This window comes from Sphingomonas sp. 67-41 (assembly GCF_001899725.1).
Taxonomy (GTDB): Bacteria; Pseudomonadota; Alphaproteobacteria; order Sphingomonadales; family Sphingomonadaceae; genus Sphingomonas; species Sphingomonas leidyi.
In genome coordinates this window covers 100,622-116,969 of record NZ_MKWJ01000013.1, presented here as the reverse complement: position 1 = coordinate 116,969, position 16,348 = coordinate 100,622, and the positions used below count along the sequence as shown (strand labels likewise).

The window sequence follows — 16,348 nt, the reverse complement described above, 5'->3', positions numbered from 1 at the left end:
ATGACGGAAATCGGGGAAAGGCACTGGCTTCAAATCTTCCAGCCCGAATGGATCGCGACCAGGCCGCCGAGCAGCGGCTCGACCTTGGTCTGGGTGAAGCCGGCCTCGCGGATCATCCGCTCGAACTCGGGCATGGGCGGGAAGCGGCGGATCGATTCGACCAGATAGCGATAGCTGTCCGCATCGCCCGCGAGCAACTGGCCCAGCCTGGGGACGAGATGGTGCGAATAGGCGTCGTACGCTTCGGCGAAGCCCGGCCACTGGGTGGTGGAGAATTCCAGCACGAACAGCCGGCCGCCGCGCTTCAGCACGCGGTGCGCCTCGCGGAGCGCCCTGGGGATGTCGGTCACGTTCCGGATGCCGAAGGCGATGGTATAGGCATCGAAGAACCGGTCGGGCCATTGCAGCTGCTCGGCATTGGCCTCGCTCCATACCAGGCTGCCGGCGTCGGGCTCGCGCCCGCTGGCGATCCCGCGTTCGGCGGCGCGCTCGATGCCGACGGCGAGCATCTCGGGATTGATGTCCGCCACCGTGATCGAGGCGCCGGAGCGCGCCATGCGGAAGGCGATGTCGCCGGTGCCGCCGGCCATGTCGAGGATGTGCTCGCCCGCGCGCGGCTTCACGCGGCGGACGAACTTGTCCTTCCACAGGCGATGGAGGCCGCCCGACATGGCGTCGTTCATCAGGTCGTATTTCGAAGCGACGCTGGAGAAGACTTCGCCGACGCGGCGGGTCTTTTCCTCGGGGGCCACGTCCTCGTAGCCGAAGGAGACGGTGTCGGTCATGCCAGGGGCTCTAGCGAGGTGCATGGCCGGGTTAAAGCCCTAGCGTCATCGCGGCTTTCGCCGGAATGACGGGGACGATACGATGGGGCCATGCCGGAACTGCCCGAAGTAGAGACTACCGTCCGCGGCCTGGAGCCCGTGCTCAAGGGCGAGACGATCACCCGCCTCACGCTGCACCGCGGCGATCTGCGCCGGCCGTTTCCCGAGGGGCTCGGCCAGCGGCTGACCGGGGCAACCGTCACCGGGCTGGGGCGGCGCGCCAAATATGGGCTGATCGAGACGAATCGCGGCGACACGCTGATCTTCCATCTCGGCATGTCCGGGCGCTGGCGAATCGACCCCAGGGAGATCGGCAAGCATGATCACCTGGTGCTGGAGACGCAGCATCATCGCCTGGCGCTGAACGATCCGCGGCGTTTCGGCTCGGTCGACCTGGTGCCGACGGCGGAAGTGCCGGCCTGGGCTCCCTTCGCGGCACTGGGGCCGGAGCCGTTGGGGCCGGACTTCGATGCCGGGCACCTGGCGCGCCTGTTCAAGGACCGCGTCGCTCCGGTGAAGGCCCTGCTGCTCGACCAGCGCACGGTGGCGGGCCTGGGCAACATCTATGTGTGCGAAGCGCTCTACATCGCCGGCATCGCGCCCATGCGCGAGGGCGGTTCGATCCCGAAGGCGCGGCTGGAGAAGCTGGCCGCCGCGATTCGCGCGGTGCTGGAAGGCGCGATCCGCGCCGGCGGCTCCACGATCCGCGACTATGCCAAGCCTGATGGCGAACTGGGCTATTTCGCCAAGCAATGGCAAGTCTATGGCCGGGAAGGAGAGGCGTGTGCGTGCGGAGGGCCGGTCGAGCGGCGCGTGGATTCGGGGCGTTCCACCTTCTGGTGCCCGAAATGCCAGTCGTAACGGTTGACCCGAATCGCCGGTGGCGCTAAGGGGCCCGTCTTTCCGGGCGTGGAGGCATGTTCCCCGCGCCCTAAACATTTCGAGCTAGGAACGAGACGGCATGGCGAATACGCCGCAAGCGAAGAAGCGTATCCGGCGCAATGCGCGCCGCGCGGAGATCAACGGCACCCGCGTGAGCCGTATCCGCACCTTCGTGAAGAAGGTCGAGTCGGCCCTCGAGGCCGGCGACAAGGCGGCGGCCGCTGCCGCGCTCGCCGCTGCGCAGCCGGAAATGGCGCGCGGCGTCGCCAAGGGCGTGCTCCACAAGAACACCGCCTCGCGCAAGTTCGCGCGTCTCAACAAGCGCGTCGAAGCGCTGGCGTAATCGTAATTTTTTCGTAATAAAACCCCGCGGGACCCCGGTTCCGCGGGGTTTTTGTCGTGTCTGACAAAGGTTTGCGGAACGAATCAAGGCTGGCCCATGGAACCCTGAGATTCGCGCGAGTCGCAGTGTCTTTGGTTTGCAATAATTCGCAGAAGCCAAGCTTTTCAGTAGTTTGTAAGGTTGCCCCCACGGTTTTCCGCGGGTTACGGCGAGTCAACAAAACTATTTCAGTATCTTTACACCCGACCCCCTTGATCGACTCAGAAAGGGGTTCCTAAAACAGACCTCCCAGGCGAGGTCTCGCCGGGGCATTTAGCGAAGCCCGTCGCACAGGGACCGGGGATGTCCGGTGTCGAAGGGCCTCATGTCGGAGCGAATTAGCGCACGGGAAGCGGCTGCTTCCCGCGAAGGAGGGGTGCGTCAGGGTGACTCAGGTGCAGGCCTTGGAACGGGACGGAATGGAAGCTGCGGTTGCCAAGGCTTGGTCGCATGTGCGCGCGAACCTGCGTCGCTCTGCGGGCCAGCGCCTGTTCGACCAGTGGCTCAAGCCGGTCGTCCTGATCGAAGGCAGCAATGCCGAGGTGGTGCGTCTGGGCCTGCCCTCGGCGTTCATGACCCAGTGGGTGAAGAATCACTATGCGGAGCGGCTGCTGCTCGAGTTCCGCGGCCAGATTCCGGCGGTGCGCAACGTATCGATCGAAACGCTGGCGGAGGAGCCGAAGCGCGTTCTGAGCACGGCGTCCGCGCCCGTGGCGGCCGATTCGGCCCCCGTCGCAGCTGCCACTGCCTCGCCGGCCGAGCGCCCGCAGTTCGACGTGCGCTTCACTTTCGATCGCTTCGTGATCGACGCGACGAATCGCGTGGCGTGCAACGCGGCCAAGGCGATGGCCGAGCCGGGGGCGCCGCGCTTCAGCCCGCTCTATCTCCATGCCGGCACTGGCCAGGGCAAGACGCACCTGATGCACGCGATCGGCCATGCGTTCCTCGAGGCGAATCCGGAAGCGACCGCGATCTACGTGACCGCCGAGCGCTTCATGTTCGAGTTCGTCCAGGCCCTGCGCAACAAGGACACGCATGCCTTCAAGGCGCGGCTGCGCTCGGTCGACCTGCTGATGATCGACGATCTGCAGTTCATCGGCGGCAAGGACGCGACGCAGCAGGAGTTCTTCCACACCGTCAACGAGTTCATGTCCTCGGGCAAGCGGCTGGTGATTGCGGCCGATCGCGCGCCGCAGGCCCTGGAGGGCTTCGAGCCGCGGCTGGCCGGCAGGCTGGCCTCGGGCCTGGTGGCGGACATCAAGCCGGCCGAGCTGGAGCTGCGCCGGGCGATCGTCGGCCGCAAGCTTCAGGACATGCCGGCGGTGACGATGCCGCATGAGGTCATGGACCTGCTCGCCGCGCGGATCACCACCAATGTCCGCGAGCTCGAGGGCGCGCTCAATCGCCTGGTCGCCTATGCCCAGCTGAACGGCGAAGTGATCACGATCGACTTCGCGACCAACGTGCTCGGCGAAGTGCTGCGCTCGGCCCAGCGCCGCATCACGATCGACGAGATCCAGCGCGCGGTCTCGGCGCATTTCGAAGTGAAGCAGATCGACCTGATCTCCGAGCGCCGCGCCGTGGCGATCGCCCGGCCGCGCCAGATCGCGATGTACCTGGCCAAGCGCCTGACCACGCGCTCGCTGCCCGAGATCGGCCGCAAGTTCGGCAATCGCGACCATTCGACGGTGATCCATGCCGTGAAGCGCATCGAGGAACTGCGCGGCAAGGATGTGGAGATCGACACTGCGGTGCGCACGCTGATGCGCACGCTGGAGGGCTAGGGAGCTATATTCCCGCCTCTTTCAGGGGCGGGCGGGGTGGAGGAGCTGAGAGCGGGGCAACGCGAATCGGTCACGCCTCCACCCTGATCAACAGAAAGGCCGGGCCCAGGCGGGTCCGGCCTTTTTGTCTAGACATAACGGTTACCAGCAGATGGTCTGACCGATTCGCGGATCATAGACGCAGCCGCCATTGCCGCTCTCGAGCAAGGGGCAATAGTCGCTGTAGTATGTCACGCAGTCGCCATGGCTGGAGAAACCCCGGGCCTGATAGTTGGAGCAGGTGACCGATGGCGGATTGTCGCATTCGCCGAAGCCCGGCCGGGCCTGGAGCGGCTGGGCCAGGACGGCCTGGAAACCGGCCGCGGCGGCGAGCGAGAGCGGGAAACCGATCTTCTTGCGCATGGATGCCTCCCTGTCTTGGAAAGCACAGGCTAGGCCGCGATGCCGCCATGGCCCAGCGGAGCTGCGACGGATATGGTGCTTTGCCCCGTTCAGGGCACCAGCCGGAAATAATAGCTGTAGCTCCGGGCGGCGCCACCGACGGTGACGTTGCTGATGGTCACGTCATAGACGGTGTTGGCGGCCAGCCCGGCGACTTTCCATTGCAGGCTGTTGGGCAGGCCGTAGCCGTCATTGTCCCATGACACGCTCGACACCGTGAGCGCCGCCCCGCCCCGCGCGCGTACGGCGATCGTGGCGTTGGCGTAGCTTACTGCGGCGTTCGCCCCGAAATTGGAGGTCTTGTTGGCAATCACTCCAAAGGAGAGCAGCGCCGCGGTGTCGAAATAGCGCGCCGGATATTCCTCGAACGGATAGGCGACATAATCGGGCAGCGGGCCGGCAGTGTTCTGGGTGGTGTTGATCACCTTGATCGAGGCGCCGTCCGCGCGGTTGCTGCCCTGCCAGACCCCGGCGACCCGGCCATAGGCAATGGTCGAGAGGAACGGATAGAGCAGCCAGCGGCGATGGCCGATATTGTTCGCCACCACATTGTTGGTATCGGTGAGCCAGCCGATCAGCAGGTCGGCATCCTGCGAATAGCGCAGCCCGCCCGTGCCCAGATAGATGTTGCTCTGCCCGGCAGCGGTGGCGCCGGCCGTGGTGTAGCAGTTCCAGCTCGTCGGCGGGTTGTGGCTGAGCTGGCCGTTGGCGGCCATCATCAGCGCCGATTGCTGGGAGGCGGGCTCGTCGGCCGGCGCATAGGTGACCGCGGGCAGATTATGGTGCGCGCGGATGTCGTTGAGCGTCGCGAGCACCCGCGCGCCGACCTCGGGCTTGAGCGTTCCGGCCTGGCAGGCGGCGATGTTGGGCGCAGCGCTGTAGAGCAGCGCGACCGAGCTCAGGAAATCCGAGCCGGTGGCGGGCTCGGTGCTCGTCGGGCTGGGCGAGGGCGCCGGGGTGGTGGGCGTGGGCGTCGATGGCGGGGGCGTCGGGGTGGGCGTGACGACCGTTCCGCCTTCTCCGCCCGAACCGCCGCTGCATGCGGCCAGGGCGCCGCCGAGCAGCAATAGGGCAACCAGCTTACGCATCCGCATGCACTCCCGCTTGGCAGAACCCGAAGGGCGTGGCGCGGTTCCAGCCCTTCCCTGGAGCATAGCGCGCGGGGAAGGGCTGTCAGCAGTTATCGGCAGACGGGTCGGCCGGCGGGGCGATGCGAGTGCGAAGCGAAGCCCGCAGTGCATCGCGCGGCGTCCGAAGGCGGACGGTCCGGACGATGCCGCCATGGCACCCGCGGCGGCGCGGGTGCCATGGATCCGGTATCAGATCTGCAGCCCGACTGCCTTCTGCGCCGCCTTGAGCGTGGGTTCGGCGAGGGCACTGGCACGCTCGGCGCCTCTGGCGAGCTGCTGGCCCACTGCCTCGCGGTCCGCCAGCAGCTGGTTCAGCCGCTCGCGTACGGGCCCGAGCACCGCAATGGCGAGATCCGCCAGCGCCGGCTTGAACGCGCCGAAGCCCTGGCCGGCGAACTCCGTCACCACCGACTGGGGGTCGCGGTCCGACAGGGCGGCGAAGATGGTCACCAGGTTCTTCGCCTCGGGCCGCTCGGCAAGGGCATCGAACGAATCGGGCAGGGGCTCGGGATCGGTCTTCGCCTTGCGGAGCTTCTGCGCGATCATGTCGTCATCGTCCGACAGGTTGATGCGCGACAGGTCCGAAGGGTCGGACTTGGACATCTTCGCGCTGCCGTCGCGCAGGCTCATGATCCGCGGGGCGGCCTTGGAGATGAACGGCTCGGGCAGCGGGAACAGCTCGACTTCGAAATCGGTGTTGAACTTGGCCGCGATGTCGCGGGCGAGCTCGAGATGCTGCTTCTGGTCCTCGCCGACGGGCACATGCGTCGCCTTGTAGACGAGGACATCGGCCGCCTGGAGCACCGGATAGGTGAACAGGCCGACGCTGGCGCCTTCGCGGTTCTTGCCCGCCTTGTCCTTCCACTGGGTCATGCGGTTGAGCCAGCCCATCCGCGCGGTACCGTTGAGGATCCAGCACAGCTCGGCATGCGCGGGCACGCGCGCCTGGTTGAACAGGATCGCGCGATCGTCGATGCCCGAGGCGAGCAGGGTCGCCGCCATCTCGATCGTGCTATTGGCGAGTTCCCGCGGCGAGATATTGCCCGTCAGCGCATGGAGATCGGCGAGGAAGAACAGGCATTCCCCCTGGTCCTGCATCGCCACCCATTGCTTGATCGCCCCGAGATAGTTGCCGAGGTGGAGATTGCCGGTGGTCTGGATGCCGGAAACGACGCGCATGATTGTTCACTCCGCGCCCGGGCTGACCGTTCGGCCTTTGGACGGGCCGCGGGTCCGAGACGGCGGGGACGCGGCCGCACGATGATGTCAGGGACGCGGAGGCCTCTAGCGCGCGGAACGGCGGCGGACCAGCGCCTTGATGTCCGAGATCAGGAAGGCGCGCGTGACGAAGCAGGCAAGGACGTAGATCGTGCAGCCCGCGCCCACGAGCACCACCAGCGCGCCGTAGCGCTCGATCATATGGCCGTTGAGCCAGGGGTCGAGCAGGTGATCGAAGGCGAACAGCGCCCCGCCCATGATTGCCGCGGCGATCGCCAGGCGGGGCAGGCGGCGCTTGAGCTGCGCGTCGGCGGTGAAATGGCCGCGCCGGTGCAGCGTGCGATAGAGCATGAAGGTGTTGACGCTCGACGAAATCGCGGTGGCGAGCGGCGGCCCGCTGGCGCCGATCAGCGGGATAAGCGCGAGATTCAGCGCAATGTTCACTCCAACCGAGACGATGGCGTAGCGCACCGGCGTCTTCATGTCGTGGCGGGCATAATAGCCGGGCGTGAGTACCTTCACGAGGACATAGGCGGGCAGGCCGACCGAGAAGCCCGCGAGCGCCAGCGCGCAGGCGCGCGTCGCCTCCGGGCCGAAATGGCCATATTGGAACAGGCCGCGCACGATCGGCTCGGCCGCGACGATCAGCGCGACCATCGCGGGCAGGGTGAGGAACAGCGCGAGCTCGATCCCGCGATTCTGCGTCTCCATCGCCTCCTCGTCCCGTCCGGCGCCGAGCAGGCGCGAGATGGTGGGGAGCAGGATGGTGCCCAGGCCGATGCCGATCATGCCGAGCGGCAGCTGGTTCAGCCGATCGGCATAATAGATGTAGGAGAGCGAGCCCGCGGCCAGCAGTCCGCCGGCAAGCGCGCTCGAGATCAGCAGGTTGATCTGCGAGGCGCCGGCGCCTGCGGCGGCGGGCAGGATCAGCTTCATCAGCCGCTTCACCTCGGGATCGAGGCGGGGCAGGCGGGGCTTGAGCGACACGCCCGAACGGCGACAGGCCAATGCCAGCCAGCCGAGCTGCAGCGCGCCGCCGATCGGCACGGCGATCGCCTGGGCCCGCGCCGTCTCGAACGGATCGCCGTTGAACACGGCGAGCGCGACCACCATCGCGATGTTGAGCAGGATCGGCGCCGCGGCGTTGACCCAGAATTTGTCGAGCGAATTCAGGATGCCGCCCAGCAGCGAGGCCAGGCTGATCAGCATCAGATAGGGAATGGTGATCCGGCTCAGCTCGACCGCGAAGGCGAAGCGATCGGGCGCCACGTCGTTGAAACCGCCGGAGAGCAGCCAGGTGAGCGGCCAGGCGGCGGCCAGCATCACGCCGGTCATCACCGCGAGCGCGAGGAACAGCACCGAGAGTGCGCGCTCGGCGAAATCGAGGCCCTGCGAGAGCTCGCCGGTCTCGCCTACCTTTCGATTGAACATCGGGATGAAGGCGGCGTTGAACGCGCCCTCGGCGAACAACGCGCGGAACATGTTGGGGAGGCGGAAGGCGATGGTGAACGCATCCGACGCGAAGCTCGCGCCGACATAGCGGGCCTGCAGCGAATCGCGGACCAGCGCGAGAATGCGGCTGGCCAGCGTGAGCCCGCCCACCGAGCCGAGGCTGCGAGCGAGCTTCACCGCGTGAATCCTCCCCGAGGCGAGCCCGGGGAGGATCTGGGAACCGTCACCCCCGGATACTCCTTCAGGCTTCGCCCGCGACTTCGCCGGTAAGGCCCGATTCGTTCATCGCACGCTGCTGGATGTAGATGCCGCCGAAATCGATCGGCTCGAGCATCAGCGGCGGGAAGCCGCCGTCGCGCACCGCATCGGCCAGCACGCGGCGGGCGAACGGGAAGAGCAGGCGCGGCGCCTCGCCGAGCAGGAAGCCGTCGAGCGCTTCGCCTTCGGGCACGTTGCGGATGCCGAACAGGCCGGCATAGGACAGGTCGACGATGAAGGCGGCCTGGCTCTCGGCGGTGGCGCGCACTTCGATCTTGAGGACGACCTCATAGACTTCGTCGGCGACCTTGGCCGAGCCGATGTTGAACTGCACGTCGATGGCCGGCGCGGTCGGGTTCTGGAAGATGGCCGGCGCGTTCGGATTCTCGAACGAGAGGTCCTTCACATATTGCGACAGCAGACCGGCGGCCGGGGCGGTATCGGCGCCATTGGCAGCGGGCTCGCCGAATTCGGCGATCGTGTCGTTCTCGGCCATTTCGATGTCCTCTTTATTTCCGGAAAGATTGGCGCCGTTTGCGCGTTGGATCGATTGCGCGCCTAGCAGGCGGGCGCACGCGTTTCAATTGCCCCCGGATTCGACGCGCGGAACCGGATATTTGAAACCAGCGTCGCTTAGGCCTATGTTAGCGGCGAAGCGTTTGGAGGCGTAGTGTACACGATAATTCTGTTCGCAATGGTGGCCGGTTTCCTGGCGCTCCGACTCTATGCCGTGCTCGGCAAGCGCACCGGCCATGAGCAGGCGTTGCCGAAGCCGAGCGAGGAGCGCGTGGCGGTGTCGCCGGCGGCCCGCACCATCGATCAGACGCCCGAGACGCGCGAGATCGGCGCGCGGGTGATCGGTACGGGCGCGGAATCGGGCCTGAAGGCCGTGATCGCCGCCGATGCGAGCTTCGACGTCGCTCAGTTCCTCGATGGTGCCAAGAGTGCGTACAAGATGATCCTCGAGGCCTTCTGGAAGGGCGATGAAGAGACGCTGACCTGGCTGGTGGAGGACGATGTCCGCGCCGGCTTTGCCCAGGCGATCGCCGATCGCAAGGCCGCCGGCCATGTGCTGGAGAATCGCCTGGTTGCGATCGAGCGCGCGCTGATCTCGGACGTGGTGGTGGAGGGCAAGGCCGCCCGCATCACCGTGCGCTTCGACGCCGATATCGCGGCGGTGACGCGCGATGCCGATGGCAATGTGATCGCCGGCTCGCTGAGCGATGCGGTGGAGACGCACGACATCTGGACCTTCGCGCGGAGCCTCCGCAGCGACGATCCCAACTGGAAGCTCGTCGAAACCGACGAAGCCTGAGGGGCCGATCTATGCGGATCTGGGGGGGAGTCGCGCTTGCGGCGCTGCTGGGCGCTTGCTCGGGCGGCGTGGTGCCGCATTCGGTGGAGCCGGGCTATACGCCGCCGCGCGAAGCGCCGAGGGAACGTCCGCGAGAGATGCCGCGGGAGTCGGGGCGCGTCTCGGAACCGCACGGCAACCCCGCCGCCCGCCAGCCCATCCCCGCGACGCCGCTCGCCGCCATTCCGGCACCCGCTGCCCCCGCCGGCACGCTCGTCGCCGCCTCGGCCGGGCTGCTTGCCGGACCCGCGCTGGATTCGCTGCCGTTGGGCGATGCGGCTGCCGCGCGTGCGCTGGTCGCCTATCGGTTGAGCTGTCCGTCGCTGGTGCGCCGCACCGATGCGAGCGGGCTCACCCAGGGGCGGGACTGGCAGCCTTCCTGCGATGCTGCGAAGGCCTGGGACGAGCGTGACGCGCGCGGCTTCTTCGCGCGCTGGTTCGAGACGGTGCAGGTCGCCGACGGCAAGGCGCAGGCGACCGGCTATTACGAGCCGGAGATCGCCGGATCGCGGCATCGCCGCCCGGGCTATGAAGTGCCCGTCTACGCCAAGCCGGACGACATCATCGAAGTCGATCTCGGCCAGTTCTCGGCCGACATGAAGGGCAAGCGGATCCGCGGCCGCGTCGCCGGCAAGGCCTTCATTCCCTATTACGACCGCAAGGAGATCGACCAGGGCGCGCTGGAGGGGCGCGGGCTGGAGATCGCCTGGGCGGCCGATCCGATCGAGCTGTTCTTCCTCCAGATCCAGGGATCGGGACGACTGCGCGGGCCGGACGGCCAGCTGATGCGCATCGGCTTTGCCGGCCAGAATGGCCGCGAATATGTCGGCATCGGCGCGTTGATGCGCGACCGCGGGCTGCTCAAGCCCGGCGGCGCCTCGATGCAGGGCATCATCGCCTATCTGCGCGAGCACCCCGAGGAGGGGCGGGACATCATGTGGGAGAACAAGAGCTATGTGTTCTTCCAGGAACTGAAGGGCGCCGGGCCGAACGGCTCGCTCGGATTGCCCGTCACCGGGCAGGTGAGCGCCGCGGTCGATCCCAAGTTCATCCCGCTCGGCGCGCCGGTGTTCCTGTCGATGGACCGTGCCGAGGCGAATGGCCTGTGGATCGCGCAGGATACCGGCGGGGCGATCAAGGGCCCCAACCGGGTCGATACCTTCTGGGGCGCGGGCGACGATGCGCGCGCGATCGCAGGCGGCATGAATGCGCGCGGCACCGCCTGGCTGCTGCTGCCGGCCGGAACGCTCAGCCGACTGGGCGGCGGGCCGATCGCCACGGTGCCGACGCCGCAACGCCAGCGGTGAGACGCCTCGCGCCCGAGGAAGCGGCGCTGTGGAAACGCGTGATCGCCAGCGTGACTCCGCTCGAGAAGCGGGCTGCGCGCGCGGTGGCGCCGCCCGAGGCGCCGGCGGCCGTCGCGCCGCAACCCCTGCCGGCCAAGCCCCGGGGGCGGGTGCCGCCGCCACCTGCCGCGGCATCGCCGCCTGCGCCGCTGCGCGGGCAGGCGGTCAACACGCTCGATGCGTCCTGGGACCGGCGCCTGTCGCGCGGGCTGGTTGCGCCCGAGTCGACCGTCGACCTGCACGGCCATAGCCTTGCCTCGGCCTATGACCGGCTCGATTTCGGGCTGGAGGGCGCGATCGGGCGGGGCGACCGCGTGCTGCTGCTCGTCACCGGCAAGCCGCCGCGGCCGGAATCCGAGCGCCCGCATGCCCGCGGCGCGATCCGCGCGGCCGTGGGCGACTGGCTCGCTTCGTCGCGCCATTCCGATCGTATCGCTGCCGTAAGGACCGCGCATTCCCGCCACGGAGGAGCCGGCGCGCTCTATATCGTGCTCAGGCGGCCCCGAGAAAAATCTTAACTTCTCTCTGCGATGTGTCCGGGGATCGAGGCGGGCATTTGCCCGTCCGACGACGGGTTGCTGGGGGGAAGAGCGAGCGCAGTGGAAGGATTTTCGCTCAAGAGCCGTGCGATAGCCTTTGCGATGTGCGCCGGTGCCGTGGCGTTCATCCTGGCGCTGGCCGCGGCCTCCACTCCCGGCATGATCACCGTCGAGACGGCGGGCCGCGCGCTGATCGCGGCCATCGTCTGCGGCGTGATGTGCTGGGCTTCGGCCGAGCGCAGCATCGCCTCCACCGCCGAAGCCATCGACGCGGCGATCGCCCGCCTCCAGGGCGCCGCCAATGGCGACCTGCAGAGCGGCATCCCGCCCCAGGTGCATGTATCGGTGCCGACGCTGGCGCGGGCGATGGACGGACTGTTCCGCCAGCTTCATGCCAATCTGGAGAGCGTCCAGCGGCTGGCGATGTTCGATCCGGTGACGTCGCTGCCCAATCGCACCAATTTCCGCCGTACCGCCGAGCGCATGCTCGCGGATTTGCCGCCGGGCAATGTCGCGGTGCTCTATTTCATCGATCTCGATCGCTTCAAGCACGTAAACGACACGCTGGGCCATGCCACCGGCGACGCGCTGCTCGGCATGGTCGCCAATCGCCTGCGCGCCGTCGCCGACCGCTTCGCCGCCGAGGCCGATGCGCGGCCGCCGCTGATCGGGCGGCTGGCGGGCGACGAGTTCACCATGTTCTTCCCGGCGCTGCGCCATGTGCGTGAAGCCGAGCGGATCGGGCGCGGCATCCTCTACGCCCTTTCCGAGCCGTTCGACCTGGCCGACCAGGAAGTGTCGATCGGGGCCTCGATCGGCATCGCGCTGCGCCCCGAGCACGGCACCACGCTGCACGACCTGATGCGCGCGGCCGACGCCGCCATGTACCACGCCAAGGCGATGGGCCGCGGCCGCGCCGAGCATTTCACCGAAATCCTCGCGGCCGAGATCGCCGAGCGGGCCCGGCTGGAAAGCGACCTGCGCGAAGCGGTGGACAAGGACCAGTTCACCCTCGTCTACCAGCCCCAGGTCTCCGCCGCCGACGGCCGCATCGTCGCCGCCGAGGCGCTGCTGCGCTGGCGCCATCCGGACGGGCTCAAGATGCCCGGGACCTTCATCCAGCGTGCCGAGGAAACCGGCCTGATCGTCGAGATCGGCGAATGGGTGGTGGAGAGCGTCGCCGAGACGATTTCGCGCTGGGGCCGGCTGGGCATCCAGCAGCGGCTCGCGGTGAATATCAGCCCGCGCCAGCTCGACCATGCCAGCTTCTTCCGCAAGCTGCGCGAGGCGATGCTGGCGGCCAGCGCCCCGGCCAATCTGCTCGAGCTCGAGATCACCGAGACGCTGGCGATGCACTGCTCGGGCGAAGTGCTCGACGCGATCGCCACGCTGCGGACCGACGGCGCCACCATCGCCATCGACGATTTCGGCACCGGCTATTCGAACATCGCCCGCCTTCGCAAGCTGCCGATCGACCGCATCAAGCTGGACCGCAGCCTGATCGAGCAAGTCGCCGAGAGCGCCGAGGCACGTACCATCGCCCAGGCGGTGATCGGGCTGATCCATGGCCTGGGCTGCGAAGCCGTGGCCGAGGGGATCGAGAGCGAGGACCAGGCCACGGTGCTGCGCGTCATCGGCTGCGATGTGCTTCAGGGCTATGCCGTGGCGACGCCGATGGAGGAGAGCGCCTTCCTCGAATGGGCGCGCGGCATCGCGCCGCGGCGGATCGCGGGCTAGGGTTCCCTTCGCATTCCCGAACCGGCCCGGTCGACCGCTTCCAGGGCCGTTTCCTTCCCTCGTCGTCCCGGCCCTGTGCCGCTAAGGTAAGGGCCTGATCAGGCGAAGGCCCGCTTCAGAACCTCTTCATAGACGTCCGTCAGCGCGGCCAGATCGGCCAGCGCCACTGCCTCGTCGAGCTTGTGCATCGTGGCGTTCAGCAGGCCGAACTCCACCACCGGGCACAGCTTCGAGAGGAAGCGCGCGTCCGAGGTGCCGCCTGTGGTCGAAAGCGCCGGCGCCAGCCCCAGCCTCGCCTGGATCGCTCCGGCGACCAGCGCGGAAAGCGCGCCGGGTTCGGTGAGGAACGCCTCGCCATAGACGCGGCCCTTGACGATCCCCGCCGGGGCATGGCGCCGCACGATCTCCTCGATCCGGGCGATCAGGTCCGGTCCGCGCTGCTGGTCGTTGAAGCGGATGCTGATCCGTGCGCCGGCATGGCCGGGGATCACGTTCGTCGCCGGGTTGCCGACGGCCATGTCGATGATCTCGATGTTCGAGGATTGGAACCAGGCATTGCCCTGGTCCAGCTCGATGGCGTCGATCTCCGCCAGGGCGCGGACGAGCCGGGGGACCGGATTGTCGGCGAGGTGCGGATAGGCGACATGGCCCTGCTTGCCGGGGATCGCGATGTCGATCACCGTCGAGCCGCGCCGGCCGATCTTGATCATGTCGCCCAGGCGGTGCTGCGACGTGGGCTCGCCGACCAGGCACATGTCCGGCGTCAGGCCGCGCTCGGCCATCCGCTCGATAAGGCGGGGCGTGCCATAGGTAGCGGGACCTTCCTCGTCGCCGGTGACGATCAGGCTGACCGTCCCCTCGGGGACGCGCGCCGCCGCGGCGACGAAGGCGGCGATGGCGCCCTTCATGTCGACGGCTCCGCGGCCGTACAGGAGGTCGCCCCGGACCTCGGGCGTGAAGGCGTCGCTCGTCCAGCCCTGGCCCGGCGGCACCACGTCGAGATGGCCGGCAAAGGCGAAGTGGCGGCCGGCGCCGCCCCGCACCGCGAGCAGATTCTCGACCGGTCCTTCGGGCGCCTCGCCCTCGACGAAGCGCTCGACCCTGAAACCGAGCGGCAGCAGCGCCGCTTCCAGCACGTCGAACACGGCGCCGCGCGCCGGGGTGATGCTCTCGGCGGCGATCAGCGCCTTGGTGAGTTCTACGGGATCGGGCAAGATGGTCTCCGGCTTTGATGGAGGTGGCATTGCCCAAGCTCGATCTCGATACAATCCCGCAGACCAACGCGACCGGCTATCCGCCCGAATTCGCCGGGCCGGTGCAGGGACGCTGGTATCGCCGGCTCGCCCCGGCGAGCGGGGTCGCCGATTTCGGCTTCAGCCATGTGACGCTGGAGCCCGGGGCCTGGTCCTCCCAGCGGCACTGGCATGCCGGCGAGGACGAGTTCGTGGTGATGCTGGCGGGCGAAGCGGTGCTGGTCGATGACGGTGGCGAGACGCCGATGCGCCCGGGCGACATCGCCGTCTTTCCCAAGGGCGACGGCAACGGGCACGTCCTCCAGAACCGCGGCGACGCGCCCTGCGTCTACATCGCAGTGGGCAAGCCCGCCGCGAGCGACTGCCACTATCCCGACATCGACATGCACCTGCCGGCGGGGCAGGGGTTCCGCCGGAAGGATGGAAGCGGGTTCGCCTGACTGCCGATCCGTTCCTCACAATATCAACGCCTTCATCGCGGCATGGCGCGCCTGGCGATCGGCCCATCCGTTCGGCTCCTTCGCCGAGAGCGGGTCGCCGCGGTTGATGCCGTTGGAGACGACCCTGAGATCGTCCCGGTCCGCCCAGGCATTGAGGCCGCACGCGTCCCAATAGGCGCAGAAGGCAAGCAGCCCGAGCGACCAGGCCTCGAGCAGTTCGGGATGGCGCTCCAGGTCGATGCCAAGCTTGCGGCCGTAGAGCCGGTAGTTGGCGCGGCCGGTGAGCTGGCCGGGGCCGCGGCCGAGATAGCGCTTCCCGTCGCCCGGCCGGTCGTTGCCGAGCTTGGCGCTGCCCTCATAGGCGCGCTGGGCGGCGGTGGGACCCCAGACCTCCCTGGCGTGCCGGAATCCGCCGCTCTCGTGCGCGCATTGCGCCAGGAAATGCGCGAGGCGCAGGCCGTTGGCCAGGATGCGGTAGCTGCGAAAATGGACGTTGGCGGCCAGGCCGAGCTCGGCTGCCACCGGCGGCGCCGCGCCCGAGGCAGCGAACAGCGCGGCAAACGTGCCGGGGCCGAGCGCGCCGTCCACCTCCACGCCCAGCCGCTGCTGAAGCTTCCTCACATCCAGCATCGCGCGCCCCTCCGCCGGGCCGCGCGCGGCGGCCTCAGGCCTGATCCATCTCGAATTGCTGGATCACCCAATCCTCTTCCTGCGCCGCGGCGATCCAGTCCTGCATGAAGGGGTGCTGGAGCACGGCGTTCATATAGGCGGGCGCGAAGCGTGCCACCGGCAGCGAATAGGTGACGAAGCGCGTCACGACGGGGGCGAACATGATGTCCGCCGCGCCGAACGCGCCGAACAGGAACTGGCCCTCGCCGCCGAACCGGGCCCGAGCCTGGACCCAGAGCTCCATGATCCGGCCGATTTCCTGCAGCACATCGGTGTCCGGCGCCTTGGGCGGATAGACCTGCCGCACGTTCATGGTGTGCTTGCGGCGCAGATTGGCGAAGCCCGAATGCATCTCGGCCGCCATCGAGCGGGCCATGGCGCGTGCCGCCGGATCCGTGGGCCAGAACCGGGTGTTGCCGGTCCTGTCGTTGAGATACTCGATGATCGCCAGGCTGTCCCACACCACGGCATCGCCGTCCCACAGGATCGGCACCTTGCCCGAGGAGGGAGCGAACTCGTCGCCCTCGCGCCGCTTCTCCCATGCCTCGTCGTACAGCGGCACGACCACCTCCTCGAAGGGAAGGCCGGCTTGCTTGCAGGCGAGCCAGCCGCGCAGCGACCAGGAGGAATAGGCTTTGT

The 16,348-nt window shown here is 68.1% G+C and carries 16 protein-coding genes and 1 pseudogene; 8 read left to right on the top strand and 9 right to left on the bottom strand.

The window, feature by feature from the left end:
• Positions 1–29 precede the first annotated feature (29 nt).
• Complete coding sequence (locus tag BGP17_RS07550) at positions 30–785, bottom strand: class I SAM-dependent methyltransferase (RefSeq protein WP_167298144.1); 756 nt, start codon at positions 783–785, stop codon at positions 30–32.
• Between the two features lie 90 nt (positions 786–875).
• On the opposite strand from BGP17_RS07550, the gene mutM reads away from it, so the two are divergent.
• The 3 genes from mutM (at position 876) to dnaA (ending at position 3,872) form a co-directional block, all read left to right on the top strand.
• Positions 876–1,685 (top strand): bifunctional DNA-formamidopyrimidine glycosylase/DNA-(apurinic or apyrimidinic site) lyase, encoded by an 810-nt coding sequence (gene mutM / locus BGP17_RS07545; protein ID WP_286711540.1) that lies wholly within the window; start codon positions 876–878, stop codon positions 1,683–1,685.
• A gap of 100 nt (positions 1,686–1,785) precedes the next feature.
• On the top strand, positions 1,786–2,049 hold the full coding sequence (gene rpsT / locus BGP17_RS07540; RefSeq protein ID WP_086128864.1) for a 30S ribosomal protein S20: 264 nt from the start codon (positions 1,786–1,788) through the stop codon (positions 2,047–2,049).
• Positions 2,050–2,507: 458 nt separating this feature from the next.
• The gene (dnaA, locus tag BGP17_RS07535) at positions 2,508–3,872 is read left to right on the top strand and encodes a chromosomal replication initiator protein DnaA (protein WP_208413378.1); all 1,365 of its coding nucleotides are present in this window, start codon (positions 2,508–2,510) and stop codon (positions 3,870–3,872) included.
• 141 nt (positions 3,873–4,013) lie between these two features.
• On the opposite strand, the gene BGP17_RS07530 is transcribed toward dnaA, so the two are convergent.
• The 5 genes from BGP17_RS07530 to secB all read right to left on the bottom strand — a co-directional run bounded on the left by BGP17_RS07530 (position 4,014) and on the right by secB (position 8,867).
• Complete coding sequence (locus BGP17_RS07530) at positions 4,014–4,274, bottom strand: hypothetical protein (protein WP_167298147.1); 261 nt, start codon at positions 4,272–4,274, stop codon at positions 4,014–4,016.
• 89 nt (positions 4,275–4,363) lie between these two features.
• Positions 4,364–5,401 carry a CAP domain-containing protein gene (locus tag BGP17_RS07525; protein ID WP_286711539.1) on the bottom strand — a complete coding sequence of 346 codons (1,038 nt, stop codon included), beginning with the start codon at positions 5,399–5,401 and terminating at the stop codon, positions 4,364–4,366.
• Positions 5,402–5,632: 231 nt separating this feature from the next.
• Positions 5,633–6,622, bottom strand: a complete 990-nt coding sequence (trpS, locus tag BGP17_RS07520; protein ID WP_167298149.1) for a tryptophan--tRNA ligase — start codon at positions 6,620–6,622, stop codon at positions 5,633–5,635.
• A gap of 105 nt (positions 6,623–6,727) precedes the next feature.
• Complete coding sequence (gene murJ / locus BGP17_RS07515) at positions 6,728–8,290, bottom strand: murein biosynthesis integral membrane protein MurJ (protein ID WP_286711538.1); 1,563 nt, start codon at positions 8,288–8,290, stop codon at positions 6,728–6,730.
• 64 nt (positions 8,291–8,354) lie between these two features.
• Complete coding sequence (gene secB, locus BGP17_RS07510) at positions 8,355–8,867, bottom strand: protein-export chaperone SecB (protein ID WP_086128871.1); 513 nt, start codon at positions 8,865–8,867, stop codon at positions 8,355–8,357.
• Positions 8,868–9,041: 174 nt separating this feature from the next.
• Here secB and BGP17_RS07505 point away from each other — a divergent pair, with 174 nt between their 5' ends.
• The 4 genes from BGP17_RS07505 to BGP17_RS07490 all read left to right on the top strand — a co-directional run bounded on the left by BGP17_RS07505 (position 9,042) and on the right by BGP17_RS07490 (position 13,347).
• On the top strand, positions 9,042–9,686 hold the full coding sequence (locus tag BGP17_RS07505; protein ID WP_167298151.1) for a Tim44/TimA family putative adaptor protein: 645 nt from the start codon (positions 9,042–9,044) through the stop codon (positions 9,684–9,686).
• 11 nt (positions 9,687–9,697) lie between these two features.
• Positions 9,698–11,032 (top strand): murein transglycosylase A, encoded by a 1,335-nt coding sequence (gene mltA, locus BGP17_RS07500; protein ID WP_286711537.1) that lies wholly within the window; start codon positions 9,698–9,700, stop codon positions 11,030–11,032.
• Positions 11,029–11,589 (top strand): Smr/MutS family protein, encoded by a 561-nt coding sequence (locus tag BGP17_RS07495; RefSeq protein ID WP_286711536.1) that lies wholly within the window; start codon positions 11,029–11,031, stop codon positions 11,587–11,589. The genes mltA and BGP17_RS07495 overlap by 4 nt, the downstream gene beginning before the upstream one ends.
• Before the next feature lie 81 nt (positions 11,590–11,670).
• Positions 11,671–13,347 (top strand): putative bifunctional diguanylate cyclase/phosphodiesterase, encoded by a 1,677-nt coding sequence (locus tag BGP17_RS07490; RefSeq protein ID WP_167298154.1) that lies wholly within the window; start codon positions 11,671–11,673, stop codon positions 13,345–13,347.
• Positions 13,348–13,445: 98 nt separating this feature from the next.
• On the opposite strand, the gene dapE is transcribed toward BGP17_RS07490, so the two are convergent.
• On the bottom strand, positions 13,446–14,591 hold the full coding sequence (gene dapE, locus BGP17_RS07485; protein ID WP_286711535.1) for a succinyl-diaminopimelate desuccinylase: 1,146 nt from the start codon (positions 14,589–14,591) through the stop codon (positions 13,446–13,448).
• Here dapE and BGP17_RS07480 point away from each other — a divergent pair.
• Positions 14,591–15,040: a cupin domain-containing protein gene (locus tag BGP17_RS07480; RefSeq protein ID WP_167298156.1), complete on the top strand. Its 450-nt coding sequence runs from the start codon at positions 14,591–14,593 to the stop codon at positions 15,038–15,040. The genes dapE and BGP17_RS07480 overlap by 1 nt on opposite strands.
• Positions 15,041–15,055: 15 nt before the next feature.
• On the opposite strand, the gene BGP17_RS07475 is transcribed toward BGP17_RS07480, so the two are convergent.
• Both BGP17_RS07475 and BGP17_RS07470 read right to left on the bottom strand, forming a co-directional pair.
• Complete coding sequence (locus BGP17_RS07475) at positions 15,056–15,670, bottom strand: glycoside hydrolase family 19 protein (protein ID WP_286711534.1); 615 nt, start codon at positions 15,668–15,670, stop codon at positions 15,056–15,058.
• Between the two features lie 34 nt (positions 15,671–15,704).
• Positions 15,705–16,346, bottom strand: a pseudogene (locus BGP17_RS07470) (glutathione S-transferase family protein); the annotation flags it as partial.
• Positions 16,347–16,348: the final 2 nt, after the last annotated feature.